At 60.7% G+C, this 24,444-nt stretch carries 18 protein-coding genes; 4 read left to right on the top strand and 14 right to left on the bottom strand.

Annotated features, from left to right (window positions below):
• Positions 1-8 precede the first annotated feature (8 nt).
• The 3 genes from devC to GE027_RS15170 are packed head-to-tail and all read right to left on the bottom strand — an operon-like array spanning position 9 to position 3,594.
• Positions 9-1,172, bottom strand: a complete 1,164-nt coding sequence (devC, locus tag GE027_RS15180) for an ABC transporter permease DevC (RefSeq protein ID WP_153558061.1) — start codon at positions 1,170-1,172, stop codon at positions 9-11.
• Positions 1,173-1,224: 52 nt separating this feature from the next.
• Positions 1,225-2,400 carry an FtsX-like permease family protein gene (locus GE027_RS15175; RefSeq protein ID WP_153558060.1) on the bottom strand — a complete coding sequence of 392 codons (1,176 nt, stop codon included), beginning with the start codon at positions 2,398-2,400 and terminating at the stop codon, positions 1,225-1,227.
• 3 nt (positions 2,401-2,403) lie between these two features.
• The gene (locus GE027_RS15170; RefSeq protein WP_162006750.1) at positions 2,404-3,594 is read right to left on the bottom strand and encodes an HlyD family efflux transporter periplasmic adaptor subunit; all 1,191 of its coding nucleotides are present in this window, start codon (positions 3,592-3,594) and stop codon (positions 2,404-2,406) included.
• A gap of 158 nt (positions 3,595-3,752) precedes the next feature.
• On the opposite strand from GE027_RS15170, the gene GE027_RS15165 reads away from it, so the two are divergent.
• Both GE027_RS15165 and GE027_RS15160 read left to right on the top strand, forming a co-directional pair.
• Positions 3,753-4,871: an ATP-binding cassette domain-containing protein gene (locus tag GE027_RS15165; protein ID WP_237607571.1), complete on the top strand. Its 1,119-nt coding sequence runs from the start codon at positions 3,753-3,755 to the stop codon at positions 4,869-4,871.
• A 34-nt stretch (positions 4,872-4,905) separates the two neighbouring features.
• A complete protein-coding gene (locus GE027_RS15160) occupies positions 4,906-5,736 on the top strand; it encodes a TrmH family RNA methyltransferase (protein WP_153558057.1) in 831 nt (276 codons plus the stop codon).
• Positions 5,737-5,791: 55 nt separating this feature from the next.
• On the opposite strand, the gene GE027_RS15155 is transcribed toward GE027_RS15160, so the two are convergent.
• The 6 genes from GE027_RS15155 to GE027_RS15130 all read right to left on the bottom strand — a co-directional run bounded on the left by GE027_RS15155 (position 5,792) and on the right by GE027_RS15130 (position 13,059).
• The gene (locus GE027_RS15155; RefSeq protein WP_202617427.1) at positions 5,792-7,171 is read right to left on the bottom strand and encodes a sulfatase-like hydrolase/transferase; all 1,380 of its coding nucleotides are present in this window, start codon (positions 7,169-7,171) and stop codon (positions 5,792-5,794) included.
• Positions 7,172-7,340: 169 nt separating this feature from the next.
• Positions 7,341-9,650 carry a bifunctional SulP family inorganic anion transporter/carbonic anhydrase gene (locus GE027_RS15150; protein ID WP_153558055.1) on the bottom strand — a complete coding sequence of 770 codons (2,310 nt, stop codon included), beginning with the start codon at positions 9,648-9,650 and terminating at the stop codon, positions 7,341-7,343.
• A gap of 287 nt (positions 9,651-9,937) precedes the next feature.
• Entirely contained in the window at positions 9,938-10,270 is a 333-nt protein-coding gene (locus tag GE027_RS15145) for a hypothetical protein (protein ID WP_153558054.1), read from the bottom strand.
• Between the two features lie 316 nt (positions 10,271-10,586).
• Positions 10,587-11,033: a YbjN domain-containing protein gene (locus tag GE027_RS15140; RefSeq protein ID WP_153558053.1), complete on the bottom strand. Its 447-nt coding sequence runs from the start codon at positions 11,031-11,033 to the stop codon at positions 10,587-10,589.
• A gap of 54 nt (positions 11,034-11,087) precedes the next feature.
• Positions 11,088-12,584, bottom strand: coding sequence for a serine/threonine-protein kinase (locus GE027_RS15135; protein WP_237607570.1), 1,497 nt, complete (start codon positions 12,582-12,584; stop codon positions 11,088-11,090).
• A gap of 184 nt (positions 12,585-12,768) precedes the next feature.
• Positions 12,769-13,059 (bottom strand): transcriptional regulator, encoded by a 291-nt coding sequence (locus GE027_RS15130; protein ID WP_153558051.1) that lies wholly within the window; start codon positions 13,057-13,059, stop codon positions 12,769-12,771.
• 504 nt (positions 13,060-13,563) lie between these two features.
• Here GE027_RS15130 and GE027_RS15125 point away from each other — a divergent pair.
• Both GE027_RS15125 and GE027_RS15120 read left to right on the top strand, forming a co-directional pair.
• A complete protein-coding gene (locus tag GE027_RS15125; protein WP_153558050.1) occupies positions 13,564-16,245 on the top strand; it encodes a hypothetical protein in 2,682 nt (893 codons plus the stop codon).
• 7 nt (positions 16,246-16,252) lie between these two features.
• The gene (locus tag GE027_RS15120; protein ID WP_153558049.1) at positions 16,253-17,665 is read left to right on the top strand and encodes a glycerate kinase type-2 family protein; all 1,413 of its coding nucleotides are present in this window, start codon (positions 16,253-16,255) and stop codon (positions 17,663-17,665) included.
• A 165-nt stretch (positions 17,666-17,830) separates the two neighbouring features.
• Here GE027_RS15120 and GE027_RS15115 read toward each other — a convergent pair whose 3' ends face one another.
• The 5 genes from GE027_RS15115 to GE027_RS15095 form a co-directional block, all read right to left on the bottom strand.
• Positions 17,831-18,367, bottom strand: a complete 537-nt coding sequence (locus GE027_RS15115) for an FKBP-type peptidyl-prolyl cis-trans isomerase (protein ID WP_153558048.1) — start codon at positions 18,365-18,367, stop codon at positions 17,831-17,833.
• Between the two features lie 258 nt (positions 18,368-18,625).
• Positions 18,626-20,659 (bottom strand): BREX system Lon protease-like protein BrxL, encoded by a 2,034-nt coding sequence (gene brxL, locus GE027_RS15110; RefSeq protein ID WP_153558047.1) that lies wholly within the window; start codon positions 20,657-20,659, stop codon positions 18,626-18,628.
• The gene (locus GE027_RS15105) at positions 20,656-21,045 is read right to left on the bottom strand and encodes a four helix bundle protein (RefSeq protein WP_153558046.1); all 390 of its coding nucleotides are present in this window, start codon (positions 21,043-21,045) and stop codon (positions 20,656-20,658) included. Before GE027_RS15105 ends, brxL begins: the two co-directional genes overlap by 4 nt.
• Positions 21,046-21,089: 44 nt before the next feature.
• Positions 21,090-23,576, bottom strand: a complete 2,487-nt coding sequence (pglZ, locus tag GE027_RS15100) for a BREX-1 system phosphatase PglZ type A (RefSeq protein ID WP_153558045.1) — start codon at positions 23,574-23,576, stop codon at positions 21,090-21,092.
• 3 nt (positions 23,577-23,579) lie between these two features.
• Positions 23,580-24,323 carry a hypothetical protein gene (locus GE027_RS15095; RefSeq protein ID WP_202617426.1) on the bottom strand — a complete coding sequence of 248 codons (744 nt, stop codon included), beginning with the start codon at positions 24,321-24,323 and terminating at the stop codon, positions 23,580-23,582.
• Between the last annotated feature and the right edge of the window lie 121 nt (positions 24,324-24,444).

The following is a 24,444-nucleotide window of genomic DNA, read 5'->3' as shown; positions in this document are numbered from 1 at the left end:
GCCGCGTTTTAGAAGAGGCTTGCGGGGTCGGCGTGCAGCAGCTTTCTTAGGGCTAGCAGTCCGCTGATCAGACACATGGCGACCGTCCACAACAAAACGATGCCGATCCGCAGCGGATCTAAAATCATCGGCAGCCCCACGACGGCCTCGAGCAACTGAAACAGCCCCCAACTGGCCAGCAGGGCGGGCACGAATCCGATCAGCGACAGGTAGAGCGATTGGCGGATGACCAACGTCAAAAAGAAGCGGTTCGAATAGCCCATCGCCTTCAGCGTTGCGAACTCGGGCATTGCGTCGTGAATGCTGGTGAACAGGATCTGGTAACAGATGATGACGCCGACGGCGAAGCCCATCAACGAACCGACCAAGAAGATCATGCCGATCGGGGTTTGGTTGCTCCAGAAATTGATCTCCCGCTGAATCAATGCGCCGCGCGGCATCACTTCCCACTCGCCGGCGCCCTGTTCTCGCAGCCGGCTGGCGACGGTTCTTGGGTCCGCGCCCGGACGCAGCCGGATCAAGCCGAGATCAACCGTTTGCAGCGGAGCACCGTCGCCACGAAAGGGAAAGTAATCGGCGAAATTGTCTTCGCTCATGATCAACGTGCCTTCGTTGGCAAAGTCGGTTCCGATTCGGACCGTGCCGACGATATCCAGGTCGCGATTGGACAGCTCAATAGCCTGGTTGGATAAACGCTCCCAGTCCCTGGTCGCCAGTGCGTACTCACGCCGCGTACTGCGGTCCAAAAGCGCTGTCCGAGGCCGGCGCAAGGCGGGCAGGGCGGCCTCGATCTCGGGATCGGTGAACACGGTGGACTCGAGCGATACGCCCAGGACGCGGATCGGACGGCGGGCGTTTTCCTGCACGCGGAGCTGGGCTCGCTGGCGTTCGATGTACAGCGGAATGACGTCGGTGACGTCCGGATCGGTCGCCGCCCGCTGCAGCAGGTTCAAGGGAAAACGATGTTCGCTAGGCAGGGAGTACCGAGCGGGACTGATCGCGACCAAGTCGGCATCCAACATCCGCACCATTTGTACGGGGCTGTCCAGCAGGGCGTTGCGAAACCCGTTCTGCATGAACATCAAGACCACGGCAAACCCCACGCCCGCGACGCCCAGCGACAGACGCCGCCAGTCGGCGGTCAAATTCTTCCAGGCCAGGGGAGTTCGCATAGGGGAATCGATCAAGGACGAAGGGCGACGATAGCGGGATCAGGCGATCTTTTTAGAACAGGTTTGCCGGTTCGGCTTTGGATAGTTTTCGCAGCGCGATGATTCCGGCCGCGCTGCACATCAGGATGCTCAGGCAGGCGATCAGGGCGATCCGCAGTCCGGTCATGCGAATCGGCACGCCGGCAAAGTACGACGTCACTTCGTACAGGGCCAGTGCCGCCAACAAGGCCGGCGGCAGAGCAAAGAGGGCCAACAGGCCGGCCTGGACCAAGAGGACGCGGCCCAGAAATCCATTGGAATAGCCGATCGCTTTCAACGTGGCGTACTCGGGCAGATGAGCCAACACGTCGGCGGCCAAGACCATGTAACAGATCACACCACCGACGATCACCGCCAGGGCGACTCCCATCGCGAAGATAATTCCGATCGGCGTTTCTTGATACCAGCGCCGACGTTCGGCTTGCATGGCTTCCTGTACGGTCAAAACGTCGATCGAGGCCGCTTCGTCGCCGCGCGCGGCCAGCGCCGTTTGGATGCTGCGTCTCGCTCGCTGTGCGGTCACACCTTGCGGCGTTCGCACCAACAGCATCGAGACGCGATCCGGTTCGGCCGTCGGCGAGATTTCCAGGAACCCGTCACGGCTGGTCAGAATCTGGCCGTTGGCCGCCAGCCCGGTGCCCATGGCAAAGGTGCCGACGATGCGAACCGTCTGGCCGAGGGCGGTGGTGGTGCGGCCCACATCGGCAGCGCCGAAGCGGCGGCCGTCGACCGGGCCGAGATCCGCGCTGCTGGTGCGATCGATCAAGACGTGATCGGGGTGCATCAACAGCGGCAGCTGGGATTCGACCTCAGGCAAACGCAACGGGTTGTTGTGGATGTCCACGCCGATCACCGCGACCACGCGAAACTCATGATTGTGCGGGTTCTGCCACGAGGACATGCCCAGGTCCAGCGGTTTGACCGAGGCCACCTCATCCAGGACGGCAACCTGCCGGAGCACGTCGCGGGGAATCGAACGCGGGTCGTACACGTGCAGGTATTCGGGAGACCGCAGCACCAGATCGCTGTCCAGCCGCTGGTAGACGTTGTTGGCGGTATCGCCGACGGCGCCCAAAAAACCCAGTTGCATGAACATCAAAAGGACGGCGAACGCGATGCCGCCGATCGAGACGATCGTCCGCGCGGGCTGGTGGGTCAGGTTCTTCCATGCCAGAGGCGTACGGTTCATGGCCTAATCTTCGCGAGCGATCGCAACGTCGACCTGCAAGTGAATCAGCTGGGCGGCCCGGGCGACATCCTCGGGTTTGATTTGAATGGTTACCCTTCCGCTGCGATAGTCGACGCGAGCCATGGGGTTGGCGTTGGGCAATTGGGGCGATCCGATCAGGCGACTGATCGACTGGACGGTCCCCTCCAGGGCACCTTCGAACGCGGGGCTGGTGATCGTGGCGCGAGCGCCGGTGCGGATCTTGGCCAGCTGCGACACATTGACTTCGGCCTCGCAGATCATCTCCGATAGATCGGCGATCTGCAGGATCGGCTGGCCGGTCGTCGGTTGGCCGGGAGATTGGTGCACGGCCACGACCGTCCCGTCGCTGGGGCTGACCAAGCGGCTGCTGGCGAGCTGCAGTTCCAGAAGCTTGAGTTGTTCGTCCAGCGAAGCGAGGGGAAGTGCCGCTTTGCCCGACTCGATGGCGACTTCGGCGGCCCGCAGTTCCTGCTCGGCCGCTCGCACAGCCAGCTCGCCGGCGTCGATCGCCGAGCGTGCCTCGGCTCGCGCCGCGGCCAGGTCCGCACGGGCCTGATCGACCGCCAACTGTTGTTGTTCCAGATTGGAGCTGGTGATCAGGCGGCCCCCGGTCGGGTCCTCGGCGGCAGAACGCATCTGTTGTAGTTTGTTTTCGGCCAGCTGCAGCTCTTGCTGCAGTAGGCCCAGCCGGCCACCGTTCTCTTCGGCGATGCGCAGTTCATCTTTGGCCTGTTGGAGTTTCAACCGAGCTTTTTCCAGTTCGATCTTGGCGACGTCCAATTTGGCCATGGCCACCCGCTGTTCCGCCTCGGCCGTGGTTTCGGCTTCTTGGCGTTTCGCCCGGGCCACGGCCAGTTCGCCTTCGCGGGCGGCCTGGCTGGCCAACCGGCCCAGCACCTGACCGGCTTGGACCTGGTCGCCTTGTTGGACCTCCAAGGATTCCAGACGGTCGCCGGGTGGGCCGGGAATCGCCAGTACACCGCCGGCGGGTTTTAGTTGGCCCTGTGCCAACACGGCCTGATCGATCTCGGTGCCCAGGGCGGCCAGCGCCGGCACCCGGGTGGGCGCATCGGCCGGCGGTGGCGGAGCAGGCGTTGAATCGCATCCGATCGTTGTAAGTGCGACCACCGGTCCGGTCAGGACAAGCCCTGCAAGATTTCTCAGGCGGATCATCGATTGTCGGTTTGCAGGCATTAGACTTGCTGTGTGAGGAATCGCTGGTCGATCGTCAGAACAGTGAATGGAAAGTCGAAGTCAATCGAAAGAAAACCGTCTCCCGCCAAAGGGTAGGTCATCGTCCAATGCCTGCTGCCGCCAGTTCGACAGAAAGCGTGCCCGCGACGCAATTCGATTCGCAGTCTGGCCGGTCCGCCGCGATCGAAGTCTGCGGCGTGCAACACTTCTACGGCCAGGGCGATGCGCGCAAGCAGGTCCTGTACGATAATAATCTGATCGTACGGCCAGGGGAAATTGTGATCATGACCGGACAGAGCGGTTCCGGGAAAACCACCTTGCTGACGCTGATCGGGACCCTTCGCCGCGTGCAGGAAGGCGAACTGTTCGTGCTGGGCCATCCGCTGCACACCGCTTCACCGCCAGAGATCAACCGTTTGCGGCGACGGTTGGGATTCGTGTTCCAAGCCCACAATCTGTTTTCGTCTTTAACGGCCCTGCAGAATGTGCGGATGGCGCTGGAGTTGCAGCCACAGCGGTCATCGCGGGCGGAAGAAAACCGTCGCTGCCAGCAGATGCTGGAAGCCGTCGGGCTGGGCGACCGCGTGCATTACAAGCCTCGCGGATTATCCGGCGGTCAGAAGCAGCGGGTCGCGGTCGCTCGAGGTCTGGTGCACCAACCCGACATCCTGCTGGCCGACGAGCCTACAGCCGCCTTGGACGAAGCCTCCGGCCGCAAGGTGGTGACCTTGTTTCAGGAACAAGCACGCCAGCGGGGCACCGCCATTGTGATCGTCACGCACGACAACCGTATCCTGGACGTGGCCGACCGCATCGTGAAAATGGACTTCGGCACGATCGCTCGCGATACCCGGGTCAGCGAAGCGTCGAAGATCGGCGAGATGTTGTCGGGCTGCAGCATCTTTGATGGCGTGACGATTCGAACCATGACGCAGTTGGCCGATCGGATGTCGGTCCAGCAGCATTCCGCAGGCACCCGCGTGATCCGTCAAGGTGACCCCGGCGACACGTTCTATCTGATTCGCGACGGACAGATGGAGGTGCGTCGCGAACCGGGCGAGCAATGGGTCGCCGAAATCGGCCCGGGCGACTTTTTTGGCGAAACAGCACTCCTGACCGGCGAACCTCGGAACGCTCACGTCGATGCCAAGACCGACTGCGTGCTGTACACGCTGGATGCAAAATCGTTCCAGGAAGCCATGAACGAACGAGCTTCGTTGGATCAAGAAGTTCGCAGCACGCTGTTTGCCGACTGAACACGCCTTTGCCGATCAAGCGACACACGAATCGATGACTTTGAGAGAACCTGTCCAGTGGGTCGAGCGGCTCGACGATTCGCGGCTGGACGCCTATCGCGATCTCCGCCGCGTCGCGGCCGGCAGCCCCGAGGGATGTTTCATCGCCGAGGGCCGCACGGTCGTCCAGCGATTATTGCACAGCGATTACCGCGTGACGTCGATCCTGACTTGCGTCGATTGCCTGGATTGGCTCGATGGCCAGCCGATTCCTGCCGGAACGCCGGTGCTGCGGATGAGCAAAACGCGGCTATGCGAACTGGTCGGCTACGACTTTCACCGTGGCATCATGGCCTGCGGAGTCCGCAAAGGTGCCAGCGGAAAGAATCGCTTTCCGGCCGCGGGCCCGGAGCAGACGATGATTGGATTGTGTAATGTCACCGATCCGGAAAACGTGGGCGCGATCATCCGCACCGCGACGGCCTTCGGCGTGAAGGATGTCCTGCTGGACCGAACCTGTGCGGATCCGTTGTCACGACGCGTGTTGCGAGTCAGCATGGGCACGGCGCTACAGCAGCGGTTCTGGTTCTATGATGATTGGACCGCGGCCCTGCCGGAGTTGGTCGACCGGCATGGTTGCCGCGTGATCGCCACCACGCTCTCGCCGCAGGCGCAAAGTATCGGCGCCTTGGCCCACGACCGCTCGCCCTACCTGGTGCTGCTGGGCAACGAAGGCCACGGCTTGCCCACTCCGGTGCAGGCATTGGCAACCGACGCGGTCACGATTCCGATTCAAGCGACGAACAGTTTGAACGTCGCCGCCGCCGCGGCGGTCGTGCTGTACGAACTGTCTGGGCGGGGCGCAGTAGCTCCTTTGGACCCGTAGCTGAAGTCGCCAGACTTTTGGACGTTTTATCGCTTCGGCCCAATCTCTGGCGAGATCAGCTACCCTGCAGGTCCCGGCTGTGACGCTGGTGGATGGCTTCGAGTTCGGCGACGATGCCGGGATGTTTTTCGGCCAGATTTGTCGTTTCGCCGATGTCCTCCTGCAAGTTGACCAGGAACCGCTTCTCGACCCGCTCGGGCGAGCGACGGTCGCTGAGGTCGCGGCCGTTGCCGAGCAGTTTCCAGGGACCCTTGCGGACCGCCCACTGAGCGGATTTTCCACCGCCCAGCAACCAGTAGAAATGATCGTGGGGACTGGGGGCACCGGCTTGCTTCAGGACCGGCACCAGGCTCTTGCCGTCCAGCGACGGCTGCGCACTTGTCGCCAGATCCACGCCGCACAGCTGGGCGATGGTCGGGTACCAGTCGCAGCCGGTGGCCAGTTGGTCGCGGACTTCGTTCTCGGCCAATGTTCCGGGCATCGATACGATCGAGGGCACGCGGATGCCGCCTTCGAACAGACAACCCTTGGCGCCGCGGTAGGGACCGGCATTGCCGCCGCCCCAAAACGCCCGTTCCTCGGTCGAATGGCCGTGATCCGACTGGACGATGATCAGGGTTCGCTCGCGCAGCTGCAAACGGTCCAGGGTGTCGACCAGATGGCCGATCGCCTCGTCAACCGTCGAAACGAACTCCGCGTACTGTCGCCGCGGTGCGTCCAAGTCCTTGTAGTGTTCCCGCCACTTGGCCGTGCCCTGCATCGGGTAGTGCGGCGCGTTGATGGCCCAGTACAGAAAGAAGGGTTGTCCTTGATGATCTTCGATGAACTGCTGGCCTTCGCTGACCATCATGTCCAAGAAGAATTCACCGTCGCGAAAAACCTCTTTGCCGTCGCGCCACAGGTCGTGCCGGTTGGGACCATTCCAGTAGAAGAAATGCGAGTAGTTGTCGATGCAACCGCCCATGTGTCCGAAGGAGCGGTCGAAGCCTTGGCCGCCCGGCATCGTCTCGGGAGTGTAGCCCAGATGCCATTTGCCGACGTGTCCGGTGGCGTAGCCGGCGGAGCCCAGCATTTCGGCGATGGTTCGTTGCTCGCTGGGCATGCCAGCGTGCCCCCGTGCACTGGAAACGTTGCCGGGTACGCCGGCCCGAGCGGGAAAGCGTCCGGTCAACAGGCCGGCTCGGGACGCCGAACAGATGGCCGACGGCGCATACATCTGAGTAAAGCGAATGCCTTGCTGGGCCAACCGATCCAGATGCGGTGTATGCAGGTCCGTCGAACCGTAGCAGTTCGCATCCAAGCTGCCCTGATCGTCGGTGTAGATGATCACGACGTTGGGCTGTGCGGCCTCGGTGGCTACAGCAGCAGACGAAACGTCCCCGGCCGCGAGGCAGAGCAAGAACGAGGTCAATCCAAACCGACAAATACGCAACACGGTGTGTCTCCAAAGCAATGGTGGCAGCATGACTCGCCGAGTCGTGCCCGCGTGGCATAGGCTGGAAGCCAATGCCACAACTACCTTGACGATTGTACGCTACCGGGCGGCGTCGATGGGACGGGCCAGGGCCCTGGAAAGGGCAGGGCCCTGGGAACAGATGGCCCGGTCAGTTGCCGGTGAGCGTGTCGGCGGTTTCCACCGCCGCGGTTTCGAAGAACTCGATTTGGCCGTTCTTGACGTCGTACAGCGCGCCGACGACGCGCAACCTTCCGGCCTCGACCGCGCTGCGAATCACATTGCTGCGATTGACGATCGCTTCGACGGTGTGTTCGACATTGCGTCTGGCCACTTCGTCGACCACGTCCTCACGCTCACTGGCGCTCAGCCGATCCAGTTGACCATCGGCCAGTTCGGGGACGCTCGGTGCGATCTCTTCGACAATCGCTTGCAGGTGCTGGCACCCGGTTTCCCCGTTGGCAGAAAGGTTCTTTGAAACCAGTTCGACCGAAGACGTCACGGCACCGCAGCGAGTGTGCCCCAGCACGACGACCAGCTTCACGCCGGCCACGCCCACGCCGTACTCGATGCTGCCCAGCGATTTGGTGCCGACCACATTGCCGGCCACCCGGACGCTGAAGATGTCACCCAGGCCGACGTCGAAGACCAATTCCGCGGGCACTCGGGAATCGATACAGCTGAGCACGACGGCCAGGGGATTCTGTTCCTGAGCCGTGGCGTGCACCTGTGTGCCGAAGTCGCGTGAGAGACGGTCGCCACTGACGAAACGCCGGTTGCCTTCTTGCAGGATTCTCAGCGCCTCGTCCGGGGTCAACTTGTCTTGCAGTTCGCGAGTGCAGTAATCGGCGAACTGGACTTCGTCTTGCAGGGAGTACTTGTCGCGGAAACCACGGAGACTGACCTTGATGTCATGAGCCGGTCCGACGTTTTCTTTGAAATTGCGAATCAAGCTCAAGACGTCCGGGTCGATGTAATCCGACTGCGTCGCGTCGATCAATAAACTCGAACCGCGTGGCATGGAGTGAAACAAGCGGTCCAGGGCGGCCCGGTTCAGGAAGCTGACCTGATTCGATAGTTCGATGTGCGTGACATCGCCGTCGATGTGGGTTTCCACGATCCGGCGAATCGGGCGACGCAGGTTGCTGTTCAAGATAAACAACACGCTGACGGCCAGTCCGATCAGGATCCCGATCAACAGGTCCGTAAAGACGATACTGACCAGGGTGACGATGAACGGAATGAATTGATAACGACCTTCGTTCCACATCTGCTTGAACAGCTGCGGGCTGGCCAGTTTAAAGCCGGTGACGATCAGGATGGCCGCCAAGGCCGACAGGGGAATTAGATTCAGGTAGTAGGGAAAGAAGGCGACGCAAACCAGCAGCAAGAATCCGTGGAAGATGGCCGACAACTTGGTTCGGCTGCCGGAGTTGACATTGACCGAGCTGCGGATGATCACCGAGGTCATCGGCAGACCACCGATCAGACCGCACACCGTGTTGCCGACGCCTTGGGCAATCAGCTCGCGGCTGGCTGGCGATTTGCGCTGGAACTTGTCCAGTTTGTCGACCGCTTCCAGATTCAATAGGGTTTCCAGCGAAGCCACGATCGCGATCGTAAAGCCGGCGATATAGACCTCGGGACGGTTCCAAACCGAGAAATCCGGTTGCTCTCGAAAGTTCAGGAACTCCCGTACGCTCTCGGCGACCGGGACCTGGACCAAATGATCGCCACCGAGGAACCACTGTCCGCCCAGGGCCCGGAAAAGAATCGTCAGTCCGACGCCCATCAGGACGACGACCAGGGGACCGGGGATGACCAGTTTCTGCAGGAATTTGCTGCGGTTCCAGGTCACCAGTACGGCGACCGACAGCAGACCAATCACGATCGCCCCGAGCTGAACGTCACCTTGAATTAAGGTCTGAAAGACCGTCCACAATTCGGAAAAAGTGTTTTCCTGATCGGGTTGGTTGAAGGACATTTCGCCTTCCGGATCGGAATCATGACCGACCAGATGGGGCGTCTGCTTCAAGATCAGGATCACCCCGATCGCGGCCAGCAGACCCTTGACCACGCTGGAAGGAAAGAACGCCGAAAGGGCGCCGCCGCGAGCGATCCCGAAACCGATCTGGATCAGGCCCCCGATGAATACCGCGGCAAGGAAGGCCTCGAAGGAACCCAGCAAGGCGATCTGAGCGGCGACGATCGCCGTCAAACCCGCCGCCGGACCGCTGACGCTGGTGTGCGAACCGCTGAGCACGCCGACGATTAAGCCGCCCACGATGCCGGTTACGAGGCCGCTGAACAGCGGCGCCCCGGACGCCAGCGCGATGCCTAAACACAGCGGCAAGGCGACCAGAAAGACGACCGTGCCGGATACCAGGTCACGGACCCAGTTCGATGGTGAAAGTAACGAGAATTCGTTTTTTGTGGTGGGAGAGGTTGTGGTTGAAGTCATAGGTTTGTGATCGCTGTTGGTCGCATGAGAACAGGGGTTGCTGCAGCCGCCTGGGCCATGAGGACCGAGTCGACCAGAGGGTCGACGGTCCCGTAAAGGACCCGGGCGGGGAAACGCAGCGCCGAAAAAGACAAGCATCTCGGCAGCGCGACTGCCAAAGCGATCGAGCCGAGTCGCAGCGGCGACCGCGGAGCCGGCTGGCCGAACCAACCAAACAAGCACGCGTCACCGGCGGATCGCACCTCGATCACTCGACGACACAACGCCACCGAGCGCGCAGCAACCCGCTAGACCAACAGCGGTGCTCGGAGGCCGTTATACCAACAGTGGCCGACGACCGGATGCCGCGCACCCAGGTCGTTTCGTTTTGGCAAAGAGAGCGGAGCCCCGATGCGGAGCATCCTGGGGGAGCGCTGCAAACGGCGCGAACGGGCCTTTTGCGAAGGAGCCGAAGCGTGGATTTCCTCCTCGGCTTGGCTCCACGAGCCTTTTTCGGTGGCCAACCGATTCAGCGATCCACCCAGGACCAGGGTTCCGGGTAGGCTGAGCACCAATCCGATGAACAGCACCGCGACCCAGTCGCGACGTGTCGACAGATTGGAGACAGCTTGCAACGTCATCGAAGTGCTCGGCAAGGACGGCCGGGTGGGAAGGGCTCGCTTTCCTAAAGCGTAGGCAAGCCGCACGCCGCGTCAATACGGGTTTTTCCCATAGTAAGTACGTCGCAACATTTACTTCGGCAATACTCGCCCTCTGGGAGAGTCGGGCTCTTAGGCCCGGAGAGGGTTTTCGCAGGGCCCTCCCCGGGCCTAAGAGCCCGACCCTCCCGCTGCGCGGGAGGGTGTTGTTGCGGGGTTTCACCGAAAGATTCATGCCGTCGTGCTTAGCTCGGCTGTCCCAGCCGAGCTACTCTGGACAGCCGTGCTACTTTGCCGTTCACAGCTCGGCGGCTTTGATCGCTAGCTCGACGTCTTCGTTGCCGTAGATGATCGACAGGAACGCCGGGTGGTAGCGTTCGATCATGGCTCCGCCCAGCGGCAGCAGGCAGTCGAGCGTTTCGTCGGCGGGAAACTGGTCGGACAGGGGCACCGCGATGCGGTACCGCAGCTCGCCATCGTCCATGTCCAGCTCGAACTGTCCGATGCGGAGGCCAAAGTTGGCCCGCACGACCGCATGAGCGATGCTCAGCCGCTGGCGGTCGACGACCTTGTTGGGCGGATAGGTCAGGATCTGCAGCAGGTCGTCCGAGACCAGCACCAACACGCGGTTGATGCCGTGATCGCTGTCGAAGCACATCTGAAAAGCCGTGCCATCGTCGCTTTGCTGGAACTGTAGGCCGGATTGATCCAGGTAGGCACACAACTGCTCAGCGAACACGGACATAGTCGATCTTCTCCTCTACACGAAACAGTGCCGAGCCCTGCACCGGGGCTTGCCTCAGCGGCGAGGCGTGTCGGCCAACAGTTGTGCCAAGGCGCTGCGCAGCTGCCGGACTTTCAGGGGCAGCGGCAACAGGCGTCGATGAGGTGCCTGCTTGGCTGCACTAATCATATTCTCCTGGCGGCGGTCGACCAACATGATGGCCGGGACCTCGGCCGTGTGCTCGTCCTCGCCAAAGCGATTGAAGGCCTCCACCGCCTGGGCTCCCAGTTCCAGGGTGCTGAAGACCACGCAGTCGGCCGGCGAGTCGTCCAGCGGATCGAATCGCCGCAGCGCTCGCTCGGGATCGGAAATCATCAGGACGCGATAACCGCGATTTTTCAGTTTGGCCCGGATCACGTCCTGCATCTTGACGATCGACTCGACGACCATCACCACCAAACCTTCGCCTTCGCTGGCCGCTTCTTCTTCGTCCTCGCCGTAAGTGACTTCGACCTTGCCATCGGCACGGATTTTCTGCACCGGGCCGGCTTCCAGCCGTTGCATGCATTTCTTGAGATCGGCCTGGAACTCGGAGGCCGTCTGATACCGTTTGTCCGGTTTCAGCTCCATCGCCTTGTTGCAAACCTGGATCACCGGCGGCGGTAGGCCGGGGACCACCTGTTGGATCGGTTTGACCTGCTCGAAACGACTGACGTTCAAGCGTTGCAGGCGGTCGCGCGTCTCGGTCAGGGCCGGTTTGCCGCTGAGCAACTGGTACATCATGGCCCCAGCAAAATAAATATCGCTGCGAGGGTCGTCTTTGCGGACATTTGTGCCACGTTCCAGCGCCGCGTAGTCGATGGCCCGGGCGTTGGGGCAGTCGGCGATCTTTTCGGGGTTGTTGCGATCGGCCAAGGCGGCCAGGCCAAAGTCCACCAGTTTGGCCACGCCCTCGGAGCTGACCAGGACGTTCGACAGCTTCATGTCGCGGTGCGAAATGCCCATCGAGGCCGCGTGCGCGAGCCCCGAGGCGACGTCGTGCATCAGCTTGACCGCCGTCTTGGGCGGCAGGGCATCGCGAAGCTTCATCAGGTCGCGCAGCGTCTGCCCCTCGACGAACTCCATCGTCAGGAACGGATTGTAGGTGTCGGCGTTGATCTCGTAGATGCTGACGATGTTGGGGTGCCGCAGTTTCAGCCCCATGCGGCCCTCCCGCAGGAACTGGTCCAACTGGGCCACTTCGTCGCGGAAGCGTTTTCGCAGCACCTTGACCGCAAAAATGGCCTGGCCGCTGGTCTCGTCGTCGCCGCTTTTCACATTGGCGATTTTCTCCGCTCGATAAACCCGCGCAAACGTACCGGCGCCGATCAGGTACAGGACCTTGTAATCGCCGTAGAAAAACCCCTGCCGGTCGCCGCGGAGGATCTTCTCGGTCTGCAGGGTCGTCAGCACGCCGCGCCGCTGCATCACGCGAATCAAATCGTCCAGGTTCAGTTCGCCGGCGTCCAGTTCGCCACGCGCCTGCTCCACCTGCCGACGTTCGGCCAGGCCGACGTCGACGATACGTTGCATAAACTGTTCGGGGGTCGGAAGACTCATGCCTGCGATGACTTGAACGTCGTGGGATCCATAGGTGACATAGGCTTTCTGCCCGGGAATGCAAAACACGCATCGGGAAGCCTAGGCCATGACCGTCAGAACAAGGATAGTTCCGGCCCGGAACCTTTTCCTGGCCTTCCTCGCCTTCTTGGCTCTCCTAGCCGCGGAGTTCGTCCAGTTCGGCTTGCAGGCTCTCGCGTTCGCGGCGAGTCGCTTCCAGATCAAAGATCAAGTATTTCATGTCCAGCCGCAATTGCGAGAGGGCTTCCTGAACCAGGTTCAGGATTCGACGCCGGCGAGTGCTGCACTGGACGACCCGTTCGACGCAGGGCCGCAGGGCTTCGCGTTGGGCGGCCGGCAGCCCCTCCATCGCACGGACCAACTCCTTCAGCTCGTTGGGCAATTCTTCGGTGACTTGGGCGGAAGCAGGTTGGACCGATTTCTGCATAACAGCTAACTCCACAGGGAACACGCGTTGACGCCCACGTCGAACCGTTGGCGTTTCTTGACTAGGTGCAAATGCACCTCCGATGCCGCATCCCTGCGATGACTGTCGAGAGCGAACGTAACTCAAACGCACGCTGGGGTTTACGAAAAATCTGCTGGGTGTGATGCGTTTTGGCAAGGTTGCCAAAAAGCAACGCGATCGATCTTGACCGGGTGCCGTAAATCACGTATTTCCAGCGACTTACGTCATTTCTCGGGAAAACACCCGACGTTTCGTTTTCGCAACAATCAGGTGTATTGTTCAGCCGTCGTGACTGTGGGTCAACGCAAACCGTTGTGGCCGAAGCGAATTCGGTCGCCTCGCCGGTCGCCCGAGCGGCCTGCGAAAACGCTCCGGCCTGCGGCGAGTTTGCCGCCGCGACGAGCGGCGGCATGCCGTGGAAGCAGCCAATTTGTCTCCGGTGGTCCGTTTGCCGGCGGTAGCCCGAGCCGTACCGGGAACACCGTGTCGACTGGGGCGGTGATGGCCGCTGTCCTGCTGTTCGGCCTGCTGTGGCCCACGCCGGCCACCGGACAATTGTTCGATGGACTGGAACGTTTGCCGGTTCGCTGGCAGATCGCCGAGAACGACTGCGGTGCAAAACTGCTGAACCACCAGATCGAGCCCACGGGCGGTCACGATCGCCGGCCCTGCGAAGCGATGACGCTGGCCGCGGGGCACGGGACGCGACTGTTGCTGGAATACCGGATCACGCCCTGTCACGTGATCGACGAACTGTACGCGACGCTGTGGCTGCGTCACGCCCGCGAAGGGGGCCGCATCGGAATGCGTGTGCGTTACCCGTACCTGCGCGATCCGCATACCGACCAAACCGTTACGGTCTTGGTGTTTGGCAGTGAACACCGCAAGGCCGGCAAGTGGGAACAGCTGCGGATCGGCAATCTGCCGCGGCTGCTGCGAAGCAAAGAGGTGGCCCTGCGCGTCCAGTACGGTGCCCGGGCGGACCTGCGCGGCGCATTCGTTGACGCCGTGGTCGTCGATGTGTACAGCCGGCCAGGCGCCATGACGGTCGGCCTCGACGACGTGGCTGTCGAACGCATGGTGCCGGTCGGCAGCGTGTCGGTCGCTTCGTCACGCACCGCGGCGCCGGGGCAAAACGCGGATCGAGCCGCGGAGCCCGTCCCGCAGCGCCTGGTCCAGACACCGCTGCCGCAGGACCGGGTTACCAAAATTCTCGAGCACAACGGTGAACCGCTGGCCTACCTGCGGAATCTGGGGTTCGATGCGGTGCTGCTGCCCGCGCCGCCGACCGACGAGATCCTCCGCGAGGCCAGTCGCGCTCGGATGCGGCTGTACGCGCCGCCGCCCTCGGCTCCAGACCCCGACTACGAAGCGTTGTTAGAGCCGGTTGCCGGTTGGTACCTGGGCACATCGCTGGACCGGGCGACGTTCGCTCGCGTCCAGCAGGAGGCTCGCCGGATCGAGCGTCTTCCCGCTCGCTGGCAACGTGGCACACTGGCCGCTCCGGCCGAAGATTGGTCGCGGTACGGATCGCTGTCACCGGCCTTGGTCTACGACCTGCCGCCGACGACACTGGGTCTGTCGGCCGCCGAACAGTACGACTACCTGCAGGACATTTCGACACGAACCCAGCATCCGGTGCAGCGGGTCATCGGTGTCCAGTCCTCACCGCCACGCGGCTTGGTGGCTCAATTGAACGCGTTTGCCAATCACGTGGGGGCTGCATCCGTCGATGATTACGGCTGGCAACCGCTCTGGAAACAGTCTCTGCAAGCCCTGCAGCAGTGCCCGCAAGCGATCCTGTTTCGCAGTGCCAGCTCGCTGGCCAGCGGCCAACCGGTGGATCAGAAGCGAGCCCTGGCATTGGGGTACGTCAATCGTTGGATCGAAGCGATCGGACCGTTGGCCGTACGCGGCCGGCCCGCTGGCGTGCTGCGGTCTCAGGGGCGTGAGTACCATGTACGGCGGATCCAGTGGGGCGGCACCGAACTGCTGCTGGCCACCGCTGCGGCACCGCCGGAAGACGCGGACGTGAGCGATCGGGCCGCCACCAGAGATGTCGCAGCCGACGAAACACTCGGCATCGAATTGCCGCCGACGATGGCCAACCGGCTGGTCTGGCGGTTGACGGGGATGACCATCGAGCGGCTGGACTTTCGGGATGCTCCGGCCGGCACGACGATCGAAATAGCTCGTCCGGATACGGTCGAAATCCTGTTGGTCTCGGACGATCCCGGTTTGGGCCACCGCATCGCCGCACGGCTGGGACAATCGGCGATGCCCGCTGCGCTGGACCGCTGGCAATTGACGACCGAGTCGGTGCTGCAAACGCGTCTGGATTGGGAATCGGTCGTGGCCGCGCGAATGGTTCCGCCCAGTGCGGTGCCCACCGAGGCTTTGGTCGCAGCGGCCAACACCCTGGTGCAGGGCGAACCGTTGTACCGTGGTGGCGACGGGCCGGGCACCCTGCGACTGGCTCGCCGGGCCGACGCCTGGACCGCTCGGTCGCGCCGTCCCCTGCTAGAGGTCCTGCGGCCTCGCGTCGACGGACGCACCAGTGTGCCGCCCCTGATGGTTCCCGGCGGCGTGTCCTTGCAGGTCGCGCTGATGGCTCAATTGCAAAACGGCCATTGGTCGCGCAACCTCTTGCCGCACGATGCCTTTTCCTCGCCTGCGGCGCTAGCGCATTCGGGATGGTTGCACGACCGGCGGATGGAAGCCGGCGGCGAGGCGCAGGTCCAGGTCACAGCTGACGGTCCCGAGGAAGGGCCGCAGCGGCTTCGCATGGAGGTGGTGCCGTCGGCGGGTCGAGACATGCCCGGTGGCTATGCCGGGACGGCGCTCCGAGTGCGCAGCCCCGCGGTGGATTGCCCACCGGATCGGCTGATGCGCATCGCGACGCGCGTCCGCACGCTGGGCTTCGGCGGCCCGTTTCAGGGGGTGCTGGTGTATGATTCACTGGGCGGCCCGGAGATGGGTGTGTTGGTTCGCAGCGGCGACCGCTGGCAGTCGGTCGAACTGTATCGCCACACCGGCGCAGCCGGTCCGTTGCAGGTGATGTTCGAGGTGATCGGTGCGGGCGAAGCGGTAATCGAAGACGTCTCGATCCGGATGTGGGACGAACGCCCGTTGGATGTGCCGCGGCTGCGGCCGATCACCCCCTGAGGAATCCATGGTCAAGCGACACGACGCTTTGAAGATTTGGCAGGCCGGCGTCGACGCGGTACGAGCCGACCGCGTGGTCGCCGAACAGGTTCGCTTTGTCGACGCCGCGGTGGAGATCGAAGAGCAGCGGTTTGCGGTGCCGCCCGGCGGGCGCGTGGAAGTCGTCGGCGCAGGCAAAGCGGCGACGGCTATGGCACAGGGTCTGGCCCGGGCCTATGCGGCGCAGCAGGCATTCGAGGCTCCGCTGCGAGGCTGGGTGAACGTTCCCGACCAGACGCAGGCCGCGGTTGCCGGTTTCGAGGTGCACGTCGGCCGCCCCGCCACGGTGAACGAACCGACCGAAGCCGCCATCGCCGGCACCGACGAAATCCTTCGGCGGGTCTCGCAACTGACGCCGGACGATGTCTGTATCGCATTGATTTCGGGAGGTGGTTCGGCGCTGTTGGCCGCGCCGGCCGGTGCGGTCTCGCTCCAACAGAAACTCGAGACCATCCGCTTGCTCAGCGGCGCCGGTGCGAACATCGAACAACTGAACACCGTCCGCAAACATCTCAGTAGAGTCAAAGGCGGCGGACTGGCGGCCGCCTGCGGCGCGGGCACGCTCCTGACCGTGATCATCTCCGACGTCCTGGGCGATCCCCTGGACCTGATCGCCTCGGGGCCCACGGTTCGCGACCGCTCCACCGCCGCCGACGCCCTGCGGGTTCTGGCTCAGTTCGATCCCGGCGTCAGCCTCCCGGCAAACATCTACGAACACCTGCACTCGGTTGCCGACACCCCGGAAGGTGCTGAGCGGGCTGGCAAAAATTTTCCACCGGTCTGCGAAGCCTTTGTGCTGGCCAATAATGCGATGGCCGTCGACGAGGCGGGTATTGCGGCCGAGCGGCTGGGCTACAACCATGCCATGCACTGTGCCCATGCCAGCGAGGACACGGCCGAAGAGGTGGGCCGGCATCTGGCCGACATGGCGGTCAGCATGCTGAACGATTCCAACGCCCATGCGGCGACGGCCGTTCAGAAGCCGATCGCTCCGGGACCCAATTGTTTGATTACCGGAGGCGAACCGGTCGTGCGCTTGGCACCGCCGGAAAAACGCGGTCGCGGTGGGCGCAACCAACAACTGGTGCTGGCCGCGATGCAGCGGTTGCTGGAGCACGAGCACCTGTCGCGCGAGGATCGCCACCGCATTGTCTTGCTGTCCGGCGGAACCGACGGCGAAGACGGACCCACCGATGCCGCCGGAGCCGTTCTCGACGCGGCGGTCTGGCAAGCCTTTGAGGAGCGGTCGCTGGACATCGGCGACCACCTCCGGCGCAACGACGCGTACACGTTTTTCGAAGCGACCGGAGGCCTGATCCGGACCGGCCCCACCCACACCAACGTGTGCGACCTGCGCGTCGTAACAATTGGCGCGCCGTGACTGTTTGGCTCTTGGATGAACTAAGCACGTCGGCATGAATCTTTCGGTGAAAGCCGGCGACAACACCCTCCCGCGCAGCGGGAGGGTAAAGCCGAATTAGATGTTGCGACGTGCTTAGCTGAAAGTAAGTCCGAAGGGCGGCATAGCCTCTAGCGGTGACCAGGTCTAATCGACCGACACGAGCTCGACGACGAAATGAAGGCTCGAGTGAGGCGGAATGGAGCCTGGAGAACCGCGTTCGCCGTAGCCAAGCCGGGAAGGCACCCACAGTTCGATCATTCCGCCTTGACCGACCAGCTGCATGCCTTCGGTCCAACCCGCGATGACATTCTGCAACGGAAATGTCGCCGGCTCACCTCGCTCATAGGAACTGTCAAACACGTTTCCGTTGTCGAGCCAACCTCGATAATGGACCGACACGGTACTCGAGGCCGTCGGCTTCTTGCCGTCGGATTGTCGCAAAACCCGATACCGCAGTCCTGAATCGGTCTTCGAAAACTTGGTCGCGGCACCGACATCCATGGCACCAGTTCCGGCTTGAAGCTCGGGTTTATCGACAAACGTGACAGGTTTCCAGGTCGCGCGTGGCGTCTCTGAAGTTGCCAGCGTGGCAGGATCGGTCGGGAGAGGAGACGCGGTAGAACGACAACCCGCGGGCAGCAGCACAACGCTCAACAGACACCATGGCAACCAAGTTTTCATCGCTGCTTCGACGCTCCACTTTCGCGTACCGCATCCATTCAATGCGCGGAATCGGAAGCGACCGCGGCCTCCATTGTTCGACCCCGAGGATAGCGATTCGAAGAAACGATCGAAAGTCCAGCATGCCCCCAGCGTCGCTTGCGATAAGCTTGCTGAACTGGGCCGAGTGATGCGGACGCGTCCGAATGTTCTGTTCCTTTGGCAGTTGGGCTGAACCCACGAGAATCCCAGATGGACCTTTAAATTTCAGTGCTGCTGCTATTGCCGGATGTAAGTCACCTCGAACGCCTTGCACGCTCGGTGTTTCTGCAAACGGTTGGCCAGTGTGAACGCGTCATTCATTTCGTACTTTTGGAAAACATCCAGGCCTCGATCGAGCAGGACTTTCCAGCCGGTGTCCGTGACGATGTGGCGGGCGTGGATGCCGTCTTCGAATTTCCAGGAAAACAGAATTCCGCTGGGCAAGCAGTTTTTTTGGATCTGCCCAAAGAACTCCTGTTGCTTTTCCGGGCTGAACTCTTCTTCAGACGTAATAAGCTCCACCTCCACCCGCTGATCGTCCGGCTTGACCCTCGCGACAGTCTCGATGAACTCCATCAGATTTCGGGCCTGATGGAACAGCCGGATATAGGGATCTGTCAGCACGATCTTCGTCGCCCCCTGTACGTAGGGACCGAACAAGGTGTCGAAGTCGACGCCACGCTGGTTCTCTTTGACTGTGACATGTCCTGCCTCAGGGCCGCTCGCCGCTGGCTGAGACGCCGCTGGAGCTGTCTCCGGCTGCGAAGGCGCAGATTCCTGCTCCTCTTCTGGATCCCCACTCTTGTAGTAGATCGCCGGATAGGTCTCTTCTTCGAGCGTCTTAACCAGCACTTCCTTCCCGTCTGGCCGGACATACGCGAATCGCACGTCCGCGTAGGTCTGGTCAATTCGCATCAGTTGATCTTTGACGCGTTTTCGTCCTTCGATCGCAAAGGCGAGCAACTCCTCGAGTTCTTCTTCAGTGGCATCTTGGTTCGGGAAAATGATCTTCACCAAGCCGGAGAACGTCTTGTTGATTGCATCTCGGTCGCGTGTCGAAATCTGCTCGGAAAGCTGGAAGTAGGGCGTGTACAGGTGCGAGTAATCGAAGTTCCGTTGCTGCTTCAAGATCTCCGCGAAGTAGTCGACGACGAAGCCGAAGTCGGCCGTGAACATGTCGCCGCGAATGATGTCGACTTCCCAGCCAGGAATGAAGAAGTGGATCCGGTCCAGAAACGCCGAGTCGTGGTACTTGGCCGGCAGTTCATCGAATAGATCGCTGTGCCGCAGCATGTGGGCCACGGTGTGCTGGGTATTGCCGACGAACGCCATCGACGCCTCTGCCCCGAGCGTCTCGATACCTCGCGAGAACGATTTGTTCGCCATGTAGTTCTTCATGATGTCGACAAGCGCTTTGTCGACGCGTTTGTTCTTGCCAGCGAACTCGTCGAAAGCAACGCAGTCCCAGTAACCCACCAAACCGATTTTGTAAGGTGCCCGATTCTCAACAAACAGCTTCGGGACGGTGACCTCACCACCGGAAATCAGCATCCCGTGCGGAGAGAACTCGCTGTAGACATGCGACTTACCGGTGCCCTTCGGCCCCAGTTCGATCAGGTTGTAGTTGCGTTCGCAAAAAGGGATCAGTCGGACCAGCTGAAGCAACTTGCTTCGCTTGCCAAAGGATTCGGGGTTGAATCCGATGCTCTGAATCAGCGTGTCGATCCATTCGTCGGTAGTGAAACGCTTTCTGGCTTCGAGGTAGCCGTCGAAATCAAAGCTTGACAGCTGAATCGGCTTCAACGACTCAAGAATCCACGGAACTGACTTTTCGTCCTCATCGTGCTGGTATTCGATATCGGCGATGCACCACACTCCGCCCGTTAACAGCTTCTGATGCTTCTTCACCGTGCTGGCGGGTACAGCGACCTTGTTGATACCAAGGTTGGCGAATGTCGCCTGGTAGATGTCTTCCTTGTCGTTCAGGTCGACGCTGATGCGGTCGATGATCTTTCGAAGCTTCTTCTCTCGGATTTGTGACCGGACTAAGCCCGCTTCGCTGCGATGCACGTAGTGTTTTGCCAGGATCTCCTTCACCGTCTGGATCCCGGTCTGGATCGAGTCTTCGTCGGAAGTCGCGCAGTACTGACCTAGCAGATACTCCAGCACGTAAGAAGGGACGATCGCGTTTCCCTTGACTGCCTTAACGAGATCCTTGCGGACGACTAGTCCCGCGAAGTGTTCGGTGATTTTTTTGTCCAGAGGCTTCATCGAATTGATTTCGGATTTTCGGTTTGCGATTTTGGATTGTTGGCTCGGATAGTCTTTTGGGACGCAACGACCATTGCCGTGATTTCGTCAAATTCTTTGAGCAGTTCAGATAGTCTCTCGCGTGGCATGAGACCGGATTCACCGATCAGCTCCAGCCAGTATCCGGACTCGTCTGCCTCCTCCTCAACAATCCGAAGTTTGTTGATCATGTCTGCGGACGACTTCGCCCGGCAAACAGCGCGATAGTTGGCGCCAACGCTGGTTGCCGACCGAAGTAGCTGCCTTCCGATGACATCGCTTGTCGACGAAGCAGGCAATGCCTCAACGAGTTTGATTACCCGCAATGCGATGGCCTTGGTCCGCTGCTTGAAGGCTTGCTCATCCATCTCCCTTTCCCAATCCAAAATCCGAAATCGCCAATCGAAAATCCCTAGTCAAAATCACTGGTGAATGAACGCCGGAGCGTAAATTGTGCTGACTTGTATTCCTTGAAATGATTTGTCCCGGCAACAGGCTCCTCGAGCTTCAGCGTGACCGGCTGTTGGTTGTATTCGTCCGCTTGTTTCGACAGGACAAGTCGGACTTTGAGCTCTCGTTCTCGAGCGTTCTCGCTCGAGAGATCGAAAACAAGCTCGTGACTATCGGAAATCAATTCGCCGTCGCCCGCGTAGATGCCGACTCGCAGTGTCCTGGCCTGAACCTTTTCCGTGACCGGTTCCGACTGATAGAAGGCGACCGAAAGCTGGCCCGTCGAAATCACACTCGTCGTCGTTGGCATGATGTCGACGTTCACCGCGCTCACATCGGTTTCCCGCCGTTTCTTGACCTGTAGTACTGGGACCAGAATCTCTTGTAACGTGCTTCCGCCGTGTAAGAAACGCGTCCCGCTGCCACTCTTGCGAAAGCGGTTGATTGACTTTGGGATGGCTATTTGGAAGTCACCGTCGAGCCCGAGTGATTCGGCCGAATACAGCAACGCTGCCCCTTCAACCTTCAAGTTGCGGCCGACTACGAAGCGGCGATCGGTACCGGAAATCTCCCCGGTGACCTCGGCTTGGCTGAAATCGCTTTCGGTGACTTCGTCCTGGTACAGAAATCCATGATCGGCAGTGATGACTACATTGCTCGCATTCGCGCTCGTTAGCTTCTTGACCAACCGCAGAATATCGTCCATCGCCTCTTCAGCCGCTCGAAATGCTTGACGCTCCGTATCGCGAGTGTGTCCCGTCTTATCGATGCGGTTGTGGTAGATGTAGATGACATCGTGGTCGCGGACGAGTGTCCGGACTTCCTCTTTGTTCTTGCCGAGGATTTCGTCTGCTTGAACGGCCAAAGCGTCGCCCTTCACTGCCGATTTCAAGATCTTGTCCCTGCCTGCCGTGCCCGAAGAAGAAACGCCATCGCAAGTCACCGTCATTCCTTTGTCGCCGTTGATGCTCAGCTTCTTGTGGGGCAGCAATGAAGCCATTCCCAACTGGGTATAGCTGGGCAGACAAGTCGCCATCGCGTCCAGGTTCGCATCGAACTTGTCCTCGCCGCGGATCCGGCGAGAAAGTTCTTCGCCAATCTCGTAGCGCATCGCGTCCGAAATGATCACAAAAACTTTGTTGTTCTTGTCCAACACGCGTTTGATGTAGCGATCGAAAAAGCCCGATTGCGGCTGCGTGCCAGGGATCTTCCATCGGTCCAACGCGTCAATGAACTCTTGCCAGCGATCACCGAGCGGCATCAAGAACGAATTCGTGTAGCGTCCGCATATCGTCTCCGTAAGCTTCTGGAAGAACGTTGCATTCCCAGCTCGTTCGCTGTGATAGACGAACTTGCGGTAAACCTGATCCACCCGGAACAGTGTCTCTTTGTAAACTTCGATCCCCTGGCTCAGCGAATCGAACTGAAGCGAAAGCGTATCCAGCAGTCCCGACAGGGCAGCCGCGTGCTCGACCGCCTCATAGAGATGTTCGAATTCACGAAACCAGTGACCGCGCCGGCGGGAGCGGATAACTTGCGTGACTTCCCCTGCGGTCATCGTCTTGTTCAGCACCGCCGCCGCAAGTTCGCTAAGTACCTTCAAGTCGATCAGTCGGAAGTAATCCACCTCCGCGAGTTGTTTCAGCGGCCGCTGTTCAAGATCCGACTGGATCGCAAGAACCTCGGCGCACTGGTTCGAAAGCGTTTCAAACGCCTGTTCATGCGTCCGAGAATCTTTCCATCGCTTCAGGAAGACCAGCGACTCCGTGGCCAACTTGGAATCGCCCTCGACCTCGCTTCGATAACAGGATTTGAATAGTTCAATCGCGAAGTCCTTCACCGACGGGCTGGACGACTTGTAGCCGTAGGCACGCTTGACGCTCTCCCACAGAAACTCTTCGAGCCCGCACTTCTGAATCAAAGTCAGCCGCTTCGATTCGCCCTCGGACAACTCCTCTAGCAAGTTCTCCCAGACGCTATCCAGCCGTAGATCGGCATCTGCGCAGATGCCCAGCATCTTCAACAGAATTTGTGACGGAGTATCCGTCTTTGTGACGCTTGCTCGCAATCTATCCCGACGACGCGCCAGCCCGAAGAAATGTTCATGCTTGGCGACAATCGGTTTGAACTCATACGGCAATTCGAGTTCGGTAAGCCACAGCGACGCCTTGTCGGTCCGGAAGTCGGTGTGAGCTAGCTGGACATCGAGCAGCCAATTGTTTTTGTCCTCCGGCTGGGGGCCGTCGTGGAAGAGCAAGAACTTTTGCTCCGGCTCCTGCCGCAGCAATCGATACTTCAGGCCGAACTGGTTGTTATCCAGCTCAACCTTGGCGACGTCGTCAATCTCGACGGCCTCAAAATCGTCTCGAAGATGGCTTTCGTCGTCGTACCAGAAGACGATCCGGTGTTTCTGGAACAGCTTTTCAAGTGCTTTGGTGATCCGTGACATGCTTTACTTCCCCGAGAGTCCGGGCACCTTCTTCAATGCCTTGCCGAAGAGCGGGTAGTTGTGTTTTACGCCGTCGTCGAGGTCGATTTCGATGCGTTTTTGGGCTAGAGGGAAAAGGGTTTCGGTTTCGTAATCTTCCAGCTCTTTGAGCTGCTTCTTCAGCGTGGCGACTTCTTTGAGAGCTTTGGTCTTTTCCGATTGGCTGGCCGAGCCGCTGTCGGCGACGGCTTGCCGGTGGTCGCGGCGATGGGCCAGCTTGTCGCGGAAGTCGCGGAGGTACTGCAGCACGGTGCTGACCGTGTCGGGGCGGTAACGGTGCATGTAGATCAGGGCGTTGAAGGTGCCCTTGGGGCTGCTGAAGAGCCAGTAGATGGGCCGCTTTTTGTAGAGCCTTACGTGGTGGTTGTAGAACTCTTTCAGGAAATAGTCGCGGATGGTTTTCCGCTTCCTCGCGGTTTCGTTCTCGGGATAAAGAGCGTTTTCCAGAAACGTGAGATTCTCTTCGTAGTGCTCGGTGCCGAAGGTGACTTTGAGAAACTCTTTGAAGCGTTCGGTGATATCGTCGGTGAACCAGTCGCCATCGAGCAGGGGGATGACGTTGTCTTCATCGGGCGCGAAGGTCGGCTCGGGAATCTGCTGGCGATAGTCGTCCGCCGTTTCGCCTTGATTGGCAAGGATCAGGCCCGGTTTGTCCAGCGAGTAGCGTCCCAACATGCAGCCCACCGCGTAGCTGATGAACTCTCGCATCGTGTCCGCAAGAAGAAGGGCTTCAAGTTCCGACCCACTCTTGTCTGAGCCGTAGCGATGGTGCGGGTTACACCACAGGGAGATTTCACCGAACGGAACCGTCGGATCAACTTCGGAACTT

The sequence above is a fragment of the Roseimaritima sediminicola genome (genome assembly GCF_009618275.1).
Lineage (GTDB): Bacteria > Planctomycetota > Planctomycetia > Pirellulales > Pirellulaceae > Roseimaritima > Roseimaritima sediminicola.
Note: the sequence above shows the minus strand (reverse complement) of the source record. Positions and strands in the feature narration are given on the sequence as shown.